The following is a 17164-nucleotide window of genomic DNA, read 5'->3' on the forward strand; positions in this document are numbered from 1 at the left end:
AAAACATCGAATACCCACATCCTCTTTTAAATCATAGAAAAACATTGAGAAATATAAGCCGAACCATATCATCAATATCTTCCTCGCGATGAATGGACTGACTTACCAAATTTCTTATACGGATACGATATCTGATATACAGCGCATGAATGCCGATGCAGTATCCACACAATTAATTTCTACTGAGAAATTTTCATTTCCATCGGACATGCATCACTCACTGTAGCCAAGGTTGATCTCATATCCTAGCAGCAAGAATATGTCCTCAAGTTAACACCAAAAGGAACATTGATTTATATCAATACCAGTAATACACGATATTTAATTTTATAAAAAAGTAAATATACATTCTTTCAAGAAATAATTAACCTGGAAATGTTTTTTATGCACGTAAAAATAACACCGTTCCAGACTTAATTAAATCTATTGAGGTAATTAATGCTTCCCTATGGGAATTTTATATTGATAGCTTATTGACGTGTTTGCCTTCGTGCGCAAGGGTAAATTTTTATGTAGTAATATTGAAAAAAATATTCAAAGCATTTTGGGTGAGCATTCCTGATGATAAAAAAAACAAGCACTTCATACGTCATCGAATTTACGCAGCGAACGACACGGGTATTACGGTCGCTCGATGTGGAGTCCGGACGAATGAAGATTGATATCAAAGACACGGCGATGCCGTTCGACACGCGGATAGTCGATGCCTGGGTCAGCATCGAAGACGGCATCCTGTGGCTGGAACATGAAACGGGAGATGAATATACGGTGAGAATCAGGCTTGCCACAGTGCTGCGCTGGTCACGTCAACCCAAATGGTAGCAAGATTGCCGGCGTCACCCGGCAAGATGGCTTCGACTCTCAGTCGAAGCCAATGAAACGCAACAAGCAGTCCAGCGGTCAGCCTTGTGGCGCTGGCACCGGCTGTGGTGCCGGGGCAGGACTTGGTGCCGCTTCGGGCACCGCCTTCCCATGCGACTCCTGCCCGCCATCGCCTTCGGCCGGCATGGCCAGCGGCGCCGGCGGCACGCCTTCCTGCAGCAAGTCACCCGGCTCTTCCACCGGTTCGTCCTCTGGTTCCTCGACCGGCTCCACGTGGCGCAGCGGCGGTGGCGGCTTGCCGCCGGGGAAGATGGCGTCGCGCGACAGCTTGCCCGTGTCGAGCGCCGTCTTGAAGAAGTCGCCCACCACCAGCACGGCGTTGTGGCCGCCCTGGCCCCAGTAGTTGCTGCGCATGGTGACCCTGGCGTCATTGAAACCGACCCAGGCGCCGCCCACCAGTTCCGGATGCATCAGGATGAACCAGCCGTCCGCATTGTTTTGCGTGGTGCCGCTCTTGCCTGCCACGTCGGAACGGATGCCGAAGCGGCTGCGGATGGCCGTGCCCGTGCCGCGGTCGATGACGCCGCGCATCATGTCCGTCAGGGTGGCGGCCGATTCGGCCTGCATGGCGCGCTTGGGCTTGTCTTCGCCGAAACGGGCGATGACCTTGCCTTCGCGGTCGGTGATGTGCGTGACGACGAACGGCAGGCGCGCCTCGCCCTGGGCGGCGATGCTGGCGTAGGCGTTGACCATTTCCAGCAAGGTGACTGGGCTGGTGCCCAGCGCCAGCGACGGCACTTTTTCCAGCTTGCTGTCGCGGATACCGAGCGAGCGCGCCAGCTTGATGATCGGCGGCAAACCGACGTCCTGCATCACTTGCGCCGTGATCGTGTTTTTCGAATACACGAGGCCGTCGCGCATGGTCATGTCGCGCCCCGTCGTGCCGCTCATGTCCGTCGGACGCCATTTCGTGCCGTCGGCCGCCTTGATATCCATCACGGCATCGCGGTAGACGTGCTCGGGGCTCAAGCCCTTTTCCAGCGCCGCGCCATACACGATGGGTTTGAAGGTGGAACCGGGCTGGCGCGCCGCCTGCGATACGTGGTCGAACTGTTCGCGCGCAAAGTCGCGGCTGCCCACCCAGGCGCGCACGGCGCCCGTGGCCGGGTCCATGGCCGTAAAGCCCGCTTCCAGGCGCGTCTTCGACTTGCGCAGGGTTGCCATGAAGGCCCGGTCGCCCTTCAGTTGCGCCAGCGCCGCTTCGGGCGTGCCGCCGGCGGCCGTCAGCTTGCGGTAGTCGCCCGACTCGCGTACGAATGCGTCGAGCAGGGCCGGGTGCGACTTCCAGAAATAATCGAAGGCCACACTGCCGCCCTGCATGCCCGCGTACATGCCCGTCGAGGTGGACGACGGCACGCCGGCGCGGCTCCATTCCACATCGGCGATGGCCTGCAAGGCATTCGCCTGGCGCTCGACGGCGCGCTCCGCCGCCTGCTGCAAATCGTAATCAAGCGTGGTGTGCACCACGAGAGCATCGAGTTCCAGGTTGTAATCGTTTTCGTCAGCCCACTCGATCAGCCACTTGCGCACGTAGGCCGTGAAGTGGCTATCCGATTGCGCCCGCTCGCTCTGGCGCTCGAAATGCAGGCGCAGCGGCCGCTTCACCAGTTGCTTGTAGCGCGCCTCGTCGATGATGTCGTGCTTGCGCATCTGCCCCAGTACCACGTTGCGGCGCTGCAGCGAGCGTTCCGGATTGCCGACAGGATTGTAGTAATTCGTGCCCTTGAGCATACCGACCAGGGTGGCGCTTTCCAGGATATCGAGGCGCGACGCGGGTTTGTCGAAATAGGTGCGGGCCGCCATCTCGATGCCGTAGGTGTTGTACAGGAAAGGCACCGTATTCAAATACGCTTCGAGGATTTCCGTCTTGCTGTAGGTGGCCTCGATCTTGAGGGCCGTGATCAGCTCCTTCAGCTTGCGGTTCAGGTTGCGCGAGCGGCCGATTTCTTCGGGGAACATATTGCGCGCGAGCTGCTGCGTGATGGTGGAACCGCCCTGGGGGTTGCCGCTCGCCGTGTGCAGGATGGCGCCCGCCGTGCGCGTGAAATCGACGCCGTGGTGGTCGTAGAAACGGTGGTCTTCCGTCGAGATCAAGGCGCTGATCACGTTCGGCGAAATCTGTTTTAACGTGACCCGTTCCTGCAAGCCCTGGTCGAAGCGGGCCAGTTCCTTGCCGTCGGCGCTGACCATGGTGCTCGGCGCGGCCGCGCGCGCCTGGCGCAAGTCGTGGATGCTCGGCGTCAGGGGGATCAGCAGCAGCATGTAGAAGGTCAGCAGCGCGAGCACGGCCAGGAAAGACCAAAGCCCCAGCACCAGCGCGCGCCGCACGGGCGGCAAGGTCATCAAGTGTGCGTGGCCACGCCGGTACAAGGCCACCGCCCTCGCCCACGCCGCACTTCCCACGCGCAATGCCTGCGCGCGTGACCATGTCCATGCCTGCCTTGCTTTTTCCTGAAACCGCTCCATGCCTGATGCCATGCCTGTAACCTTGTCTGATGCCGGAAAATCCGTTTCAGCAAGTATATAGGGCGGGCAACAAAGCGGGCCGGAATTTACGCCAGGCAAGCATCGAGGCGCGCCAGCGTGACGCCGACATACGCGCCCACGCAGCGCACGTCATGCGTTGTAAACGGGTTTTCCAGCTGCAGCAGGCCGCAATCGCAGATGACGGGATCAACCTGGGTCACGACGCCCAGCGCCAGGTAGCGCCAGCCGTCAAGCCGGCGCAGCCCCTGCTCCCGGCCCGGATTGGCGCGGAAGATGGCGTTCCAGTCGTCACGCTCGCTGGGCATGGGCCACAGTTCGAGCTGCACGTGCGTGCCGGCGGCCATCTGCCCACCGCCGAACTCGTCCATCACGTGCAGGCGCTGGCCGCCCACCTCGATGACGGCCTCCAGATAGTCGCCGTCGGAAGCGATGAAGGTGGCAGCGACGATGCTGGTCGTCACTTTTGCGCCTGCTCCAGCAGGGCCGGCAATTCTTTCAGCATCGCGTCGCGCGTGCGCAAGCCTGCGGACTGCTCGCCCTTCTGCTCGTCCTGCGCCAGGCGCGCGAAGACGATGCTGCGTTCGCCCTTGCTGGCCCAGCCCACGAACCAGCCGTAGCCATGCGCTTCATCGAAGCTGCCGTCGGCCTTGCGCGGAAAGGCCGCGCCCGTCTTGCCGTGCACTTGCCAGCCGTCCACGTCGGCCAGGCGCGTCAGGCGCCGCGTCTGTTCCATCGCCTGTTTGGACACGGGCAATTGATCGTTGACCAGCTTGCGCAGGAAACCCAGCTGCTCGAGCGGAGAGATTTTCAGGGAAGAGCTGATCCACGAGCGTTCCAGGCTGTTGTCCTTGCCCTTGTCGCCCGACACGTCCGCATTGCCATAACGCAAAGCCTTGGCGTATTTCTGGAAGCGCTCGGCGCCCAGCGCCTGCGTGATCTGCTGCGAGTACCAGACGACGGAATACTGCATCCAGCGCGACGGGTCCGTATCCTGGCGCCAGGCGTCGCCGCCCCAGTCCACATAGCCCTGGCGGTATGGCAGGCTGGGCTTGTGCTCGTCCTTGAGAAAGCCGGCGTCATAGCCCATCAGGCTGAGCGCGATCTTGAACGTGGATGCGGGCGTGACTCTGTCGAGGCAATTACCCTCCTGCAGCAGGACGGCGCCCGTTTTGGCGTCGGCCATGGCCGTGCAGATGGTGGCGGCCTGGGCTTGCGTGGCGGCCAGTACGGCGCCTGTCAGGCCGAGGATGAACGGGAAGAATGCGCGATATTTCATGGGCCTCCGGGGTTGGGGGAGCAGGACAAAGCGAAATTGTACCGGGCGGCGCGGCGCGATGCCAGCGCTGATAACATTGTCTGGACGCTAGCGCCCTGCCGCTGCGCCCGGCTGGCGTTCCCGCTTCAGCCGCTCCTCTTCCAGCTCGTCCATGCCCAGCTTTTCCTCGTCGATCAGCGCATGCTCGCGCCGTTCGCGTTCCACTTCCTCTTCCAGGCTGTCATCGTCGACTTCCCGTTCGATTTTCTCCGGCATGCGGTCTACCTCCACGGTGATTGAGTGAAAAGCTCAGGCAAGCTTGCCCGCCTGCGCCACGGCATCGTGCGGATGCAGGCTTTCCATATGCCGTACGGTAACACGCGCCTGCGCATGATGTTGCGCCAGCGCCGCCTGCACGCGGCGGGCCGCGTCTTCCACATACATCAGGTTAGCACCATTGAGGCGCGCGAACGCCTGCTCGTCCGCCCGTTTCACGGCCGTCTGCAGCGGCGTCGCCAGCGCCGCTTCCACCAGGTCGATCAGGGGAAACAGGTCCAGTTCCGCCTGCTCCGTCAACGGCACGGTGACCGTCGCCGTGCTGCGCTGGCTGTGCGGCGTGGCCAGGCTCGCGTGTTCCTGCAGCCAGGCGCGCGCGGCCGCGCCGTCGATGCCGCCCGCGCCGAACCGCGCCGCAAACGCATCGGCCAGCAGTTGGCGCGCCAGCGCCGCCGAGCACGGACAGGTCGACGAGTAGCCTATCTCCACCGTCAAGGACAGGGCAAAACCCTGCGGCGAGCAACTGGCCTGCAGGCGCACGGGATACGATTTCCAGCCTGACAGCCCCGCCGTCAGCAGCGCCGGCTGGCGCCGCAGCACGGGAAACGCCAGCGCCAGGCGCGCCTGCGTGCTGCCGCAATCGGCGTGGCTGTCCACCATGCGCCGCAGCACGGCGGCCAGCGCGCCCGCATCGAGCGGCTGCGCGGCGGCAAACGCGTCGAGCAGCAGATACAGGCGTGACATATGGATGCCCTTGACTGTCGGATCGGGCAAATCGACGTGCACGTCGGCCCAGGCATGCACTTGCTGCGCCTGCCCGCCCTCTTCCAGCCACAAGGGCAAGGCAATGCCCTGCATGCCGACACACTCGAGCGGCAAGGGGTTGCCCAGGTGGGGGCCGGCCGCCACGTCGGGCAGGGGCGAGGAAATCGAATCGCGCTTCATGGTGATGGCTCCATATGCAAACAAGTTGCATATCATGGAGAAAAGCCGCCACATTTGCAAGTATCTTGCATTAACAGGGTGTATCGACAGATCAGCTGGCCTTGCGAAACGTCAAATTGATGCGCTGCGCGCCCAGTACCGCATGTTCGCCTTCCTTCAGCGGCGCCACGCCGTGGAAGCGCAGGCGGTCTATGCCGCCCCACACCGCCACGTCGCCATGCAGCAGGCCGATGCGCGCCGCCTTGTCACTACGCTCTGCGCCGCCGAACAGGAAGGTGGCGGGTAAACCGAATGAGACGGAGACGATGGGCGCGTTGAAATCGCATTCATCGCGGTCCTGGTGCAGGGCCATGCGCGCGCCAGGCGCATAGCGGTTGACCAGGCAAGCGTCGGGAACAAAACCCGGATAGCCGGCGGCCAGCGCCGCCTCCTGCGCGAGGCGCAGGAACACGGGCGGCATCGGCGGCCAAGGGAGGCCGCTGGCCGGATCGAGGCGCGCGTAGCGGTAGCCGCGCCCATCCGTGACCCAGCCCAGGGGGCCGCAATTGCTCATGGCGACCGACATGCGCAAGCCGCCCGGCGTGGCCATGTGGCGCAGGGGCGCGGCCAGCACGATGGCGTCCAGCGCCGGCAGCACCTCGTCCAGATAAGGCAGCGCAAAACCGCGCAGCAGGACGGATGCGGACGAGCCCGGCACCAGCGGCGCGGGGCCGGCCGGGACTTGTTCTTCATCGGCGAACAGGGACAGGTTCATGTTGCCTATTTTAACCGCAGTACACAAAAAGCCCCCATGGTGCGCTACAGTAGCGCTTCCAGCCACTACCGCCCGCCCCTACGATGGATCATTACGCCGATTTGCTGCAAACCCTGGCGCAGCAGGAAGAATCCCTGCAATTCGACCGCTTCGACAACGATGCCGCGCTGGCCGTGGGCCTGTGGATCGTCGAAGAAGTGCGCAAGCGGGGCAAGGCCGTCACCGTCAACATCACGCGCAATGGCCAGGTGCTGTTCCACCACGCCATGACGGGCGCCACGGCCGACCAGGCGGACTGGATACGCCGCAAGAACAACACGGTGCGGCGCTTTTGCCGCAGCTCCTACTACATGGGCATCTCGTATAAAAGCCGGGGCAGCACCTTCGAAGACGTGAAATACCTCGACGACATCGAGTACGCGGGCCACGGCGGCGCTTTCCCCCTGCTGATACGCGGCGTGGGACTGGTGGGCACGGTGACCGTGTCCGGCCTGGCGCAGGCGGACGACCACGCGCTCGTGGTGGCTGCCCTGCAGACGCAGCTGGAACGCTAGATTTCCAGCGCCCGGCGCAAGGCCGCGCGCGCCAGCAGCCTTGTGGAATCGAGGGTCGGCAGCGGCGAATTGGCGTCGCCGATGATCAACGGGATTTCCGTGCAGCCGAGGATGACGGCATCGCAGCCCTGCTCGCGCAAGCCGCCGATGATGGACTGGAAGCGCGCCACGCTGTCCGGCTTGACCACACCCGGCACCAACTCCTCCATGATGATGCGGTCGATCTCGCTGCGTTCGTCCTCGCCGGGCCGCACGCACGCGATGCCGCGCGCGGCCAGCTTGTCCGGATACACGGCGCTGTCGACCAGCCAGCGCGTGCCCGTCAAGCCCACTCTTTGAAAACCACGCGCGGCCGCCTCGCCGGCCACCACGTCAGCGATATGCAGCCACGGCAGCGGCGAACGGGGCGCCATCAGCTCGAACGCCTGGTGGATGGTGTTGTCGGGGCAGATCAGGAACTCCGCGCCGGCCGCGTGCAGCTTGTGCGCCGACGCCAGCATCAGCTCGGCCACGCCGGCCAGGTCGCCCCTGTTCAGGCAAGCCACGTAGCGCGCCAGCGGCGGCGTGTGCATCGATACTTCCGGGTGTTCATACGCTCCCAGCGCATGTGCGCCCTCTTCGCAAATCGTGCGGTAGCACAGGGCCGCGCCTTCGGCCGAACAGCCGACGACGCCGATATGTTTGCTCATGCTCTTCCCCTTGACTAAATGCGCTGGCCGCCGTCGATGGGAATTTCCGCGCCCGTGATGTACGAGGCGCGCTCGCTGCACAGGAACTCCACCAAATCCGCCACTTCGGCCGTCGTGCCCAGGCGGCGCAGGGGGATTTGCGTGTCGACGATGTGCGAGGTGCCCGGCGACAGGATGGCCGTGTCGATCTCGCCCGGCGCGATGGCATTGACGCGCACGTTCAACGGCGCCATGTCGTTGGCCATTTCGCGCGTCAGCGACGCCAGCGCCGCCTTCGAACTGGCGTAAGCGGAACCGGCAAACGGGTGCACGCGGTAGCCGGCGATCGAACACAGGTTCACGACGGAGCCATGCGCGTTCGACAATTCCTGCGCAAAGCCGCGCGTGAGCGCCAGCGGCGCAAAGAAATTCGTGTTGTACATTTCCTGCCACGTCTGCATGTCGGTGGTCAGCGAATTGACGCGCGAACCGCCCGACCCTTTCGGCGACACGCCCGCATTGTTTACCAGCGCGTGCAATTTGGAGTCGCCCAGCATGGGGCGCAGGGTGTCGACCATCTGCCCGATCTGGCTCAGGTCCGACAAATCCATGCACACATGCGTGTTGTGCTCCTGGCTGCGCGGGCAGCCGCCGGGAATCGGGCTGCGCGAGACGGTGATGACCCGCCAGCCCAGACTGCGGAAGCGTTCCGCGACGGCGTGGCCGATGCCGCGGCTGGCGCCCGTGACGATGGCGGTTTTCTGTTCAGTCGTGTGCTTCATGTTCTTCCTCGTCCTTTTCTTTCTGTGTTGCCCCGGCGTGCATGCGTTCCTGCCGCATCACATACGCCAGCATCTGCGTGCCGCCGTCGAGAATGTCCTGTTCGATCGCGCGCCGCGCGGCCGCGCCGTCGCGCTGGCGCAGCGCGGCTAGGATGGCGTGGTGGTGGCCGACCCGCATGTCGGGCGAAAAGCTCGCGTAGCCGGCGGCGATCAGGGGCGCCGTCTGCATCCACAGGTGGTCGACGAAGCGTTTCAATGTCGGCATGCCGGCCGCCTGCGCCAGGCCCAGGTGAAACGCCTGGTTGCATTGCAGGGCCGCCGGCAAGTCGTGGCGCGCGATGGCCTCTTCGTTCCCCTGCAGCAGGCGCTCGAGGTCGGCCAGGGTGGCGTCGTCGATGCGCCGCGCCGCCTCGAACGCGCCCAAGCCTTCCAGTTCCAGGCGCAGCGCGCGGATTTCCAGGTAGCGCGCCACGCTGAGCACGGGCACGCGAAAGTCGCGCGGCGAGCGCAGCACCAGCGCCTCTTCCTGCACCAGTTGCAGCATGGCGTCGCGCACGGGCGTCACGCTCGTGCCCAGCTGCAGCGCCAGCTCGCGGATGCGCAGCCGGTCGTTCGGCTGGAAGCGTCCAGCCGCCAGCGCGTCGCGCAGCGTCGCATACACGGACTTGCCCAGATTGACGTGCACCAGGCTGTCCAGGGGATGGTTCATAGTGGTTTTCAGATTCGAATAATTATGATGCATCATACATCAAGGGATAAAACAGCGTTTTCCATGCGTGCGCCGCAGACAGGGCGCAGCGCAAGCACGTACAATCAGCCGCCACCGTATCGAAAGGAGCACACTTGAACTGGGATTATCCGCACGCCCACACCCTGCCCGTCACGCCGGAACCGGGCGACATCGACGGCTTGCAGCACACCAACAACGCCGTCTACGTGCGCTGGTGCGAGCATATCGCCTGGCACCATTCGGCCACCCTGGGGCTGGACCTCGACGATTACCGGCGCCTGGACCGGGCCATGGCGATACGCCGCGGCGAATACGACTACCTGCTGCCGACGCGGGCCGGCGAGGCGCTGACCCTGGCCACCTGGCTGTGCGCCAGCGATGGCCGCTCCAGCATGGAACGGCGCTTCCAGCTGGTGCGCGACAGCGACGGCGCCACCGTCGTGCGCGGATGCTGGGACTTGATCTGCATCGAATTGAGCAGCGGCCGCGCGCGCCGCCTGCCGCCCGAGTTTTTGGCCGTGTACGAACCGGCCATCGTCGCGGCCGGCGCGCTGCGCGCAGACGACTAGGCCACCGTTTTGCGCGCCGTTCGGCGAAGATGCGGGGCTTTTCTTGCGCCCCCGCAGTGCAACATGCATTTCGCTCCTGCTTTGCCCGTCCATGCTTTAGAATCAGCGACCTCAGCCCCGTAAAAACAGGATAAAACATATGACGGCAGTCGGGAATACCGAACCACAAGAGCTCAAACGCGGCCTGAAAAGCCGCCACATCCAGCTCATCGCCCTGGGCGGCGCCATCGGCACCGGCCTGTTTCTGGGCATCGCGCAAACCATCAAGATGGCCGGACCTTCCGTGCTGCTCGGCTATGGCATCGCCGGCGTCATCGCCTTCATGATCATGCGCCAGCTGGGCGAGATGGTGGTCGACGAACCCGTCGCCGGCTCCTTCAGCTATTTCGCCGACAAATACTGCGGCCACCTGCCCGGCTTTCTGTCTGGCTGGAATTACTGGGTGCTGTATGTGCTCGTCAGCATGGCCGAACTGACGGCCGTCGGCATCTACGTGCAGTACTGGTGGCCGGGCGTGCCGACCTGGGTCTCGGCCCTGGTCTTCTTTTGCGCCATCAACGCCATCAGCCTGCTCAATGTGAAGGCCTTCGGCGAGATGGAATTCTGGTTCGCCATCATCAAGGTGGTCGCCATCATCGGCATGATCGTCTTCGGCGCGTATTTGCTCGCTTCCGGCGACGCGGGCCCGCAGGCGTCGGTGGCCAACTTGTGGCAGCACGGCGGCTTCTTCCCGAATGGCTGGCAGGGACTGGTGATGGCCATGGCCGTCATCATGTTCTCGTTCGGCGGCCTGGAACTGGTGGGCATCACGGCGGCCGAGGCGGATGACCCGAGCACGACGATCCCGCGCGCCACCAACCAGGCCATCTACCGCATCCTGATTTTCTACATCGGCGCGCTGGGCATTTTGCTGTCGCTGTACCCATGGCAAAACGTCGTCACCGGCGGCAGCCCGTTTGTCCTGATCTTCCATGCGCTCGATAGCAACCTCGTGGCCACGGCCCTGAACGTGGTGGTGCTGACGGCCGCCCTGTCCGTGTATAACAGCGGCGTGTACTGCAACACGCGCATGCTGTTCGGCCTGGCCAAGCAAGGCAATGCGCCGCGCGCGCTGCTGCACCTGAACCGCCGCGGCGTGCCACTGGCGGCACTGGGCGTGTCCGCGCTGGCCACGGGCGCCTGCGTGGTGGTCAATTACTTCATGCCGGGCGAAGCGTTCGAAGTGCTGATGGGCCTCGTGGTCTCGGCGCTGATCATCAACTGGGCCATGATCAGCTGGATCCATTTGCGCTTCCGCGCGCAGAAGAAGGCCGAGGGCAAGACGACCCTGTTCCAGAGCCTGGGCTACCCGTTCACCAACTACCTGTGCCTGGTGTTCCTGGCCGGCATCCTCGTGATCATGTATTTGACGCCGGGCCTGCGCATCTCCGTCTACCTGATCCCCGTGTGGCTCGCCGCGCTGGGCATCGGCTACTGGATCAAGCAAAACAAGGCCAAGGCATAGGCTTGCGCTGTATTCTGCAATCGGCAAACAAAAAGCCCGTCTTCGCAGACGGGCTTTTCGCATTGGAGGCTGCCGTTTCTAAGCGGCGGCGGCCCCGCCCTCTTCCGGCGACACATCGGCACGCCACGTACTGATGGTCTGGCCCGCATACGATTGCAGCAGGACATCGTCGCTCAAGGTCAGCATCGCCTGCTGGCGCTGCTCCGCCTTTTTCTCGGGAGTCATGCCCAGCTCGCCCGTCTTGTACGGACCCAGCACAGGCAGCAGGTCGCGCAGCACGGAATAGTTACCTGGCGTGGTCTTGTCCGATTCCAGCTTGCCCAGGAAATACTTCATGACATGCTCGGACTGGTTGCCCTCTTGCCGCAAGCTCGCCTTGACCATCTTGCCATCCTTGTAGGCCACCTGCGCGTCGCTGCTGGCCGTATCTTCGATCTGGTGATAGGTATAGTTCTGCGATTCCGTATTGTCCAGCAAGCGCAGCGGCACGCCGGGGACGAGCGTCTCATGGAAACTGGCGCTCAGCTTCGATTGCTGCTGCTGCCTGACCGAACGCTCATCCTGGCTGGCGCCGGCCTGCAGCGTCTTTTGCGACACGTCATAATTGAAGCCATCCTTTTCCGAACTGCGCATGGGATTGCTGAATTTCACGGTCTGCGACACGGAGGCGCTGAAATCGGCCAGCCCCGTCAGGATGGATTTGTCTTCGGCCGCCAGGCGCCACTTGTCCGTCTCGGGCGTGTCCGTGGCCACCTGCGGCGCGGCGGTATTGCTGTGCAATGCTGTAAAGCTATCCTTGAGCATGGCCACCAGGCCCGCGTCGCCATGGCCGCGCGACGCCGCCTGGTCGAACTGCTTCATGTAGCTGCCCAGCGCCTTCGCCTGCTTTTCCTTGCTGCCCAGGGTATTGAGCGCGCTGGCGTCGACCTTCAGCTCCAGGCTGCCGGCCTCGCCGCTGAAGCTGACCTTGCGCTGCGCGCCATCGGCCAGGAAGTCCAGGGTTTGAATACTTTCCGGCTCGCCGCGCACCTTGACTTCCGCATGCAGTTTCACCGACGCCAGCACTTGCTGGTCGAACTGCATCAAGCCTTCCAGCTTGATTTTCGGCGTACTTTGCCCCATGCCGTCGATGGCTTCCTGGAAGCCCTTCGCCAGGTCACCCAGCGCGCCCGCTTCAGCGTCGCTGAGGTCGCCACTGGTCGTCATCCTCACGGCCAGGCCGTCGCCCTGGCTGTCGAGCGACAGCTTGACTTCCACGCCGCTCCTGGTCGTGATGCTGAGGGACACCCTGTCTTCGCCATTGCCATGCAGGCTGCCCGGCGCGATGCCGGACGCCGCATAGACATTCGGCGTGGTGCTCGGCGGCGGCTGCCGCATCGCCTGCGAGAAGTTGTAGTTTCCCAGCTTGGCCTGGCCCAGCATGGCCGCGCCCAGGCCGCTGAAGCGGCCGCCAAACGCATAGGACGAAAAACTCTTCGTCATCGCCTCGCCGACCTTGTCGCGCGTCGCGCTTTCCCACACCATCGGCGAAGGCACGAGAGAGGACACGGCCGGCGGGCCGCCGAAAGCGACGATGGCGGAAGGGATCGGCGCTGGCGATGAGGGCGTGTCCGCCCTGCTTGCCGTAGCGGCAGGCGCGCGGGACGGACTTGGATTCCAGCTCGGGATCGGGGAGACGGAGGTCATGGTCGTCATGCCTTGCTAAACGAGTCGTGGTGTATGGGTGAGATATTCATAACTTTCAGTTTTTGATAACAATCAACCGTCAAGCTAGCCCACTTTCAGCCAGACGTGGGATACACGCCGCTTCAGGTGCCAGGCAGACACAGCTATAACGACGTGAAATATGAAATCATGAGCACAATGTGGCATGAAAATTTTTCATTCTTGATACAAGTCACGCTCCGCCCCAGCGGCGGCGCCAGCGAGGGCGCAATTAGAACTGGTGCCGCAAGTAAATTCATACTGTTGCTCAAATGATGAAAGTGACTATGTGTGACTTTTCACCTACCAGCAATCTCTATGATCGCTGAGTACTTCGTGATAAATCCGCATTTGCTTATTCGGAACAGGAAGCACGGCCTTAAGGAGGCAGTATGAAATTTATGAACTTAACCATAGCCAAGCGGCTCGGCCTGGGCTTTGGCCTGGTCGCCATGTTCCTGTTGCTGGTCATCACGCTGGGGCTGACCAGCATGCGGCAAATCCAGGGCCGCATGGATGAGACCACCAAGGTCAACAACGTCGAAACCAGCTTGGCCCAAACCATGGATTTGACGGTCACCGAGCGGGCGCTGGCGCTGCGCAATCTGATTTTGCTGAAAGATGAGAAGGAAGTCCAGATCGAGGTCGCGCGCATCGCGGAGCAGGAAAAGAAATACACCGCCGCCCAGCAAAAGCTGGGAGCCATGTTCGCCAGGCGGGAAGGCACCTCGAGCGAAGAAAAAAACCTGCTCGAACAAATCCGCACACAAAGCGACCTGGCGGCGCCCTTCATTCAGCGGGCCGCCGCGCTGGCGCTGGACCAGAAGCAGGACGATGCCTACAAGCTGCTGCGCTATGAATTCCGCCCCGTGCAAAAGCGCTGGTGGGAATTGCTGCGCACCTTGATCGCCGTCGAGGAAAAGCAGAATAACGAGGCATCCAGCGTCGCCGAGGCGGCCTACAGCCAGGCCCGCCTGGTGATGCTGAGCATCGGCTCGCTGGCCCTGATCACCAGCCTGCTGGCCGCCGTGCTGATCACGCGCAGCGTAACGCGCCAACTCGGTTGCGAGCCCGACGAAGCGGCGGCGATCGCCGGGCAGATTGCCAGCGGCAACTTGGCCGTGCCCATCCATACCCGCCCCGGCGATACGCACAGCCTGCTGTACGCCATGCAATCGATGCGCGACAGCCTGGCGCAGATCGTCCAGCAAGTTCACGCCAGCACCGAGACCATCGCCACGGCGGCAAGCCAGATCGCCATGGGCAACCTGGATTTGTCTTCGCGCACGGAACAGCAGGCCAGTACGCTGGAGCAAACCGCTTCATCCATGGAAGAACTGACCAGCACCGTGCGCATCAACACTGACCATGCGCGCCAGGCCAACGGGCTGGTCGAATCGGCCTCCGATGTCGCCACCAAGGGCGGCGCCGTGGTGGCGCAGGTGGTCGACACCATGGCGGCCATCGATGTCTCGGCGCGCAAGATCGTCGACATCATCGCCGTCATCGACGGCATCGCCTTTCAGACGAATATCCTGGCGCTGAACGCGGCGGTCGAGGCGGCCCGTGCCGGAGAACAGGGGCGCGGCTTTGCCGTGGTGGCCACCGAGGTGCGCAATCTGGCGCAGCGCTCGGCCGCCGCGGCCAAGGAAATCAAGGACCTGATCGGCGACTCGGTCGACAAGGTCCAGGCCGGCAACCGGCTGGTCGAACAGGCAGGATCGACCATGCACGAGGTGGTCGCCAGCGTCAAGCGCGTCACCGGCATCATGTCTGAAATGATGTCCGCCAGCCAGGAACAATCAGCTGGCATCGAGCAAATCAATATGGCCGTGACGCAAATGGACAATGTGACGCAGCAAAATGCGGCACTGGTCGAAGAAGCCGCCGCCGCAGCGCAAGCGATGCAGGAACAGGTCAACAGCCTGAACGATGTGGTCAGCGTCTTCCGCGTGGGCAACATCGCTGGCGGTCGCGATGCGGGGCTGCGCGTGGTCAGCCGTCCGCCACCGCCACCGCCGCTGGCGGTGCGGCGCGCGCCCGCCACGGCAAAGCCGGCCCGCCCGGCCATCGCCAAGCCCAGCGAAATCGAGTGGGAACAGTTTTGAGCCGGCAACGGGGGAGTGGCACACGTGGGTAAACTGGAACAGATCGCCGCTGCGGGCGACGTGGTGGCGACGCACATCTTCCCGCATGCAAGCCATGTCGGCAAGGAACAACGGGGCCTGCTGGCCGGCCAGCAAGGCGCGACGCTGTGGCTGACCGGCCTGAGCGGCGCAGGCAAGTCGACGCTGGCGTACGCGCTGGAAAGGCGGCTGCTGGCAGAGGGCCACCTGAGCTGCGTGCTCGACGGCGACAATATGCGGCACCACCTGAATGGAGACCTGGGTTTCTCTCCCCGCGATCGCCAGGAAAACATCCGCCGCAGCGCCGTCGTGGCCAGGCTGATGAACGATGCCGGCATGATGGTCATCTGCGCCTTCATCTCGCCGCTGCGCAGCGACCGCGAGATGGCGCGCCAGATCATCGGCAGCGACAATTTTATCGAAGCTTACATCAGCACGCCGAGCGCGCTATGCGAGCAACGCGACCCCAAGGGACTGTACAAAAAAGCGCGAGCCGGACTGATCCCTGCTTTTACGGGCGTCTCCGCGCCCTACGAGGCACCGCTGGCGCCGGCGCTTATGCTGGACACTGGCGTGCTGTCGCTGGAACAGGCCTGCGAGCGGCTGTTCCAGCAACTGTGCCCACGCTTCATCTGATGCCGCGCGGCCGCCTTTTTTGAGGAATGATGAGATGAGCAGCAACCACCATCCCGGCCACAGCGCCCGCCCGCGCCCCGTCATGATGATCCCCTTGCGCCGCTGCGGCAGCCATGCCCTGCGCCTGCGCCTGAACCTGTCGCCGCAATTTTATTCACCGTATCCACTGCACCTGGTCGATATGATGCCGCTGCTGCCCCTGTACGGCGACTTGCGCGACGACCGCGCCTACTTTCGCCTGGTGGTCGATGTGGTGGGCCTGGCGGCGGCCAGCATGGTCAAGTGGCCGGGGATCGTCTTCGATCCGGTGGAAGTGTTCGAGACGCTGCGCGGCCAGCCGCGCAGCATCCACCGCGTGGCATGGGAGCTGCTGCTGCGCGCGGGCGAACGCCGCCAGGCGCAGGTGGTGATGGACAAGTCGCTCGACAGCGTGCACTACGCCGACGACATCGTGCGGCTATATCCGGACATGCTGTTCCTGAACGTGGTGCGCGATCCGCGCGCGCAAGTGGCGTCGATGAACCGCGCCATCATTCACGATTTCGACACGCTGCTCAATGCCAGGACCTGGCTGGCCGCCCATGCGGCAGTCGACCATGTCGCGCAGCGCTATCCCCGGCGCGTGCTGACGATACGCTATGAAGATTTCCTGTCGCGGCAACAAGAGACGCTGGAAACGGTATGTGACTTTCTCGGCATCGATTTCCTGCCGCAAATGCTGGACGTGGCCGCGTCGGCGGAGGCGCGGCAAATCGCGCAGTTGTCATCGCTCTGGTCGGCCAACTGCTATGCGCCGATCGCGAGCAACATCGACAAATTCAGGCGGCAACTGTCGGACGATGACATCAACCTCATCGAAACGCTCACCGGCCCGTATATGGACCGCTACGGCTACGCGCGCCTGAGCCGCGGCGACGTCGACATCACGCCAGCGCTGATCGAGCTGGCCGGCATGCGCTCGGCGCAAGGACGCGAACGCGCCTGGCACGCCCTGGAACAGGATAACTTCCGCGATTACGTGCTGCGCCGCTGCCGCGCCGACTATCTGGCCCAGCTGCATGCGCGGCTCAGCCAGGCCAGCGGCGCGCTGGGCAGCAGCATCGTCACGCTGGATCAACTCGATCAGGGCGCGTTTGTCGTCAACGACTAAAGCGCCTGGCCATCGCCTGCCCCAGGCTGCGCTCCTGCGCCTGAATGCGACTTTTTGACCGGATACCTCCCCCCCATCGACAAGCATCAGCATGCCGCCGCTGCCGGCCCGGCAAGCCATGATCAATGCTCTTTGTTTTCTA

At 63.2% G+C, this 17164-nt stretch carries 17 protein-coding genes; 7 read left to right on the top strand and 10 right to left on the bottom strand.

Features of this window, described 5'->3' with window-relative positions; all coding sequences use genetic code 11:
* Positions 1-651 precede the first annotated feature (651 nt).
* Positions 652-822 (top strand): hypothetical protein, encoded by a 171-nt coding sequence (locus tag IGS55_RS04595; RefSeq protein ID WP_175444525.1) that lies wholly within the window; start codon positions 652-654, stop codon positions 820-822.
* A gap of 78 nt (positions 823-900) precedes the next feature.
* Here IGS55_RS04595 and IGS55_RS04600 read toward each other — a convergent pair whose 3' ends face one another.
* The 6 genes from IGS55_RS04600 to alkB form a co-directional block, all read right to left on the bottom strand.
* The gene (locus tag IGS55_RS04600; protein WP_442908137.1) at positions 901-3360 is read right to left on the bottom strand and encodes a penicillin-binding protein 1A; all 2460 of its coding nucleotides are present in this window, start codon (positions 3358-3360) and stop codon (positions 901-903) included.
* A gap of 74 nt (positions 3361-3434) precedes the next feature.
* The gene (locus IGS55_RS04605) at positions 3435-3830 is read right to left on the bottom strand and encodes a hypothetical protein (protein WP_230518566.1); all 396 of its coding nucleotides are present in this window, start codon (positions 3828-3830) and stop codon (positions 3435-3437) included.
* Positions 3827-4645, bottom strand: coding sequence for a class D beta-lactamase (gene blaOXA / locus IGS55_RS04610; protein WP_230518567.1), 819 nt, complete (start codon positions 4643-4645; stop codon positions 3827-3829). The genes IGS55_RS04605 and blaOXA overlap by 4 nt, the downstream gene beginning before the upstream one ends.
* Positions 4646-4732: 87 nt before the next feature.
* Positions 4733-4900 (bottom strand): hypothetical protein, encoded by a 168-nt coding sequence (locus tag IGS55_RS04615; RefSeq protein WP_230518568.1) that lies wholly within the window; start codon positions 4898-4900, stop codon positions 4733-4735.
* A 33-nt stretch (positions 4901-4933) separates the two neighbouring features.
* Positions 4934-5845, bottom strand: coding sequence for a GTP cyclohydrolase FolE2 (gene folE2, locus IGS55_RS04620; RefSeq protein ID WP_230518569.1), 912 nt, complete (start codon positions 5843-5845; stop codon positions 4934-4936).
* A gap of 91 nt (positions 5846-5936) precedes the next feature.
* A complete protein-coding gene (gene alkB / locus IGS55_RS04625) occupies positions 5937-6599 on the bottom strand; it encodes a DNA oxidative demethylase AlkB (protein WP_230518570.1) in 663 nt (220 codons plus the stop codon).
* 83 nt (positions 6600-6682) lie between these two features.
* Between alkB and IGS55_RS04630 the strand changes: the two genes are divergently transcribed.
* On the top strand, positions 6683-7153 hold the full coding sequence (locus IGS55_RS04630) for a heme-degrading domain-containing protein (protein ID WP_230518571.1): 471 nt from the start codon (positions 6683-6685) through the stop codon (positions 7151-7153).
* Here IGS55_RS04630 and IGS55_RS04635 read toward each other — a convergent pair.
* From IGS55_RS04635 to IGS55_RS04645, 3 genes are read right to left on the bottom strand one after another with little or no spacing between them, the layout of a single operon-like run.
* Positions 7150-7842, bottom strand: a complete 693-nt coding sequence (locus tag IGS55_RS04635; RefSeq protein WP_230518572.1) for an aspartate/glutamate racemase family protein — start codon at positions 7840-7842, stop codon at positions 7150-7152. The genes IGS55_RS04630 and IGS55_RS04635 overlap by 4 nt on opposite strands.
* Positions 7843-7856: 14 nt before the next feature.
* The gene (locus IGS55_RS04640) at positions 7857-8603 is read right to left on the bottom strand and encodes an SDR family NAD(P)-dependent oxidoreductase (protein WP_230518573.1); all 747 of its coding nucleotides are present in this window, start codon (positions 8601-8603) and stop codon (positions 7857-7859) included.
* Positions 8587-9312: a GntR family transcriptional regulator gene (locus IGS55_RS04645; protein ID WP_230518574.1), complete on the bottom strand. Its 726-nt coding sequence runs from the start codon at positions 9310-9312 to the stop codon at positions 8587-8589. The genes IGS55_RS04640 and IGS55_RS04645 overlap by 17 nt, the downstream gene beginning before the upstream one ends.
* A 134-nt stretch (positions 9313-9446) precedes the next feature.
* Between IGS55_RS04645 and IGS55_RS04650 the strand changes: the two genes are divergently transcribed.
* Together IGS55_RS04650 and IGS55_RS04655 are read left to right on the top strand one after the other, a co-directional pair.
* Positions 9447-9902, top strand: coding sequence for an acyl-CoA thioesterase (locus IGS55_RS04650; RefSeq protein ID WP_230518575.1), 456 nt, complete (start codon positions 9447-9449; stop codon positions 9900-9902).
* A 139-nt stretch (positions 9903-10041) separates the two neighbouring features.
* Complete coding sequence (locus IGS55_RS04655) at positions 10042-11406, top strand: amino acid permease (RefSeq protein WP_230518576.1); 1365 nt, start codon at positions 10042-10044, stop codon at positions 11404-11406.
* A gap of 78 nt (positions 11407-11484) precedes the next feature.
* On the opposite strand, the gene IGS55_RS04660 is transcribed toward IGS55_RS04655, so the two are convergent.
* Positions 11485-13092, bottom strand: a complete 1608-nt coding sequence (locus IGS55_RS04660) for a hypothetical protein (RefSeq protein WP_230518577.1) — start codon at positions 13090-13092, stop codon at positions 11485-11487.
* Between the two features lie 410 nt (positions 13093-13502).
* Here IGS55_RS04660 and IGS55_RS04665 point away from each other — a divergent pair, with 410 nt between their 5' ends.
* The 3 genes from IGS55_RS04665 to IGS55_RS04675 are packed head-to-tail and all read left to right on the top strand — an operon-like array spanning position 13503 to position 17022.
* A complete protein-coding gene (locus tag IGS55_RS04665) occupies positions 13503-15218 on the top strand; it encodes a methyl-accepting chemotaxis protein (RefSeq protein WP_230518578.1) in 1716 nt (571 codons plus the stop codon).
* A gap of 24 nt (positions 15219-15242) precedes the next feature.
* The gene (gene cysC / locus IGS55_RS04670; protein ID WP_230518579.1) at positions 15243-15872 is read left to right on the top strand and encodes an adenylyl-sulfate kinase; all 630 of its coding nucleotides are present in this window, start codon (positions 15243-15245) and stop codon (positions 15870-15872) included.
* 34 nt (positions 15873-15906) lie between these two features.
* Positions 15907-17022 (top strand): sulfotransferase family protein, encoded by a 1116-nt coding sequence (locus IGS55_RS04675; protein WP_230518580.1) that lies wholly within the window; start codon positions 15907-15909, stop codon positions 17020-17022.
* Positions 17023-17164 lie beyond the last annotated feature (142 nt).

This window comes from Janthinobacterium sp. EB271-G4-3-2 (genome assembly GCF_020858035.1).
GTDB classification, from domain to species: domain Bacteria; phylum Pseudomonadota; class Gammaproteobacteria; order Burkholderiales; family Burkholderiaceae_D; genus Janthinobacterium; species Janthinobacterium aestuarii.

Excerpts from the sequence above, each read along its gene's own strand:
- IGS55_RS04595 (WP_175444525.1), top strand. The coding sequence starts at position 652 with ATGAAGATTGATATCAAAGACACGGCGATGCCGTTCGACACGCGGATA.
- IGS55_RS04600 (WP_442908137.1), bottom strand. The coding sequence starts at position 3,360 with ATGGCATCAGGCATGGAGCGGTTTCAGGAAAAAGCAAGGCAGGCATGG.
- blaOXA (WP_230518567.1), bottom strand. The coding sequence starts at position 4,645 with ATGAAATATCGCGCATTCTTCCCGTTCATCCTCGGCCTGACAGGCGCC.
- IGS55_RS04615 (WP_230518568.1), bottom strand. The coding sequence starts at position 4,900 with ATGCCGGAGAAAATCGAACGGGAAGTCGACGATGACAGCCTGGAAGAG.
- folE2 (WP_230518569.1), bottom strand. The coding sequence starts at position 5,845 with ATGAAGCGCGATTCGATTTCCTCGCCCCTGCCCGACGTGGCGGCCGGC.
- alkB (WP_230518570.1), bottom strand. The coding sequence starts at position 6,599 with ATGAACCTGTCCCTGTTCGCCGATGAAGAACAAGTCCCGGCCGGCCCC.
- IGS55_RS04630 (WP_230518571.1), top strand. The coding sequence starts at position 6,683 with ATGGATCATTACGCCGATTTGCTGCAAACCCTGGCGCAGCAGGAAGAA.
- IGS55_RS04635 (WP_230518572.1), bottom strand. The coding sequence starts at position 7,842 with ATGAGCAAACATATCGGCGTCGTCGGCTGTTCGGCCGAAGGCGCGGCC.
- IGS55_RS04640 (WP_230518573.1), bottom strand. The coding sequence starts at position 8,603 with ATGAAGCACACGACTGAACAGAAAACCGCCATCGTCACGGGCGCCAGC.
- IGS55_RS04645 (WP_230518574.1), bottom strand. The coding sequence starts at position 9,312 with ATGAACCATCCCCTGGACAGCCTGGTGCACGTCAATCTGGGCAAGTCC.
- IGS55_RS04655 (WP_230518576.1), top strand. The coding sequence starts at position 10,042 with ATGACGGCAGTCGGGAATACCGAACCACAAGAGCTCAAACGCGGCCTG.
- IGS55_RS04660 (WP_230518577.1), bottom strand. The coding sequence starts at position 13,092 with ATGACCTCCGTCTCCCCGATCCCGAGCTGGAATCCAAGTCCGTCCCGC.
- IGS55_RS04665 (WP_230518578.1), top strand. The coding sequence starts at position 13,503 with ATGAAATTTATGAACTTAACCATAGCCAAGCGGCTCGGCCTGGGCTTT.
- IGS55_RS04675 (WP_230518580.1), top strand. The coding sequence starts at position 15,907 with ATGAGCAGCAACCACCATCCCGGCCACAGCGCCCGCCCGCGCCCCGTC.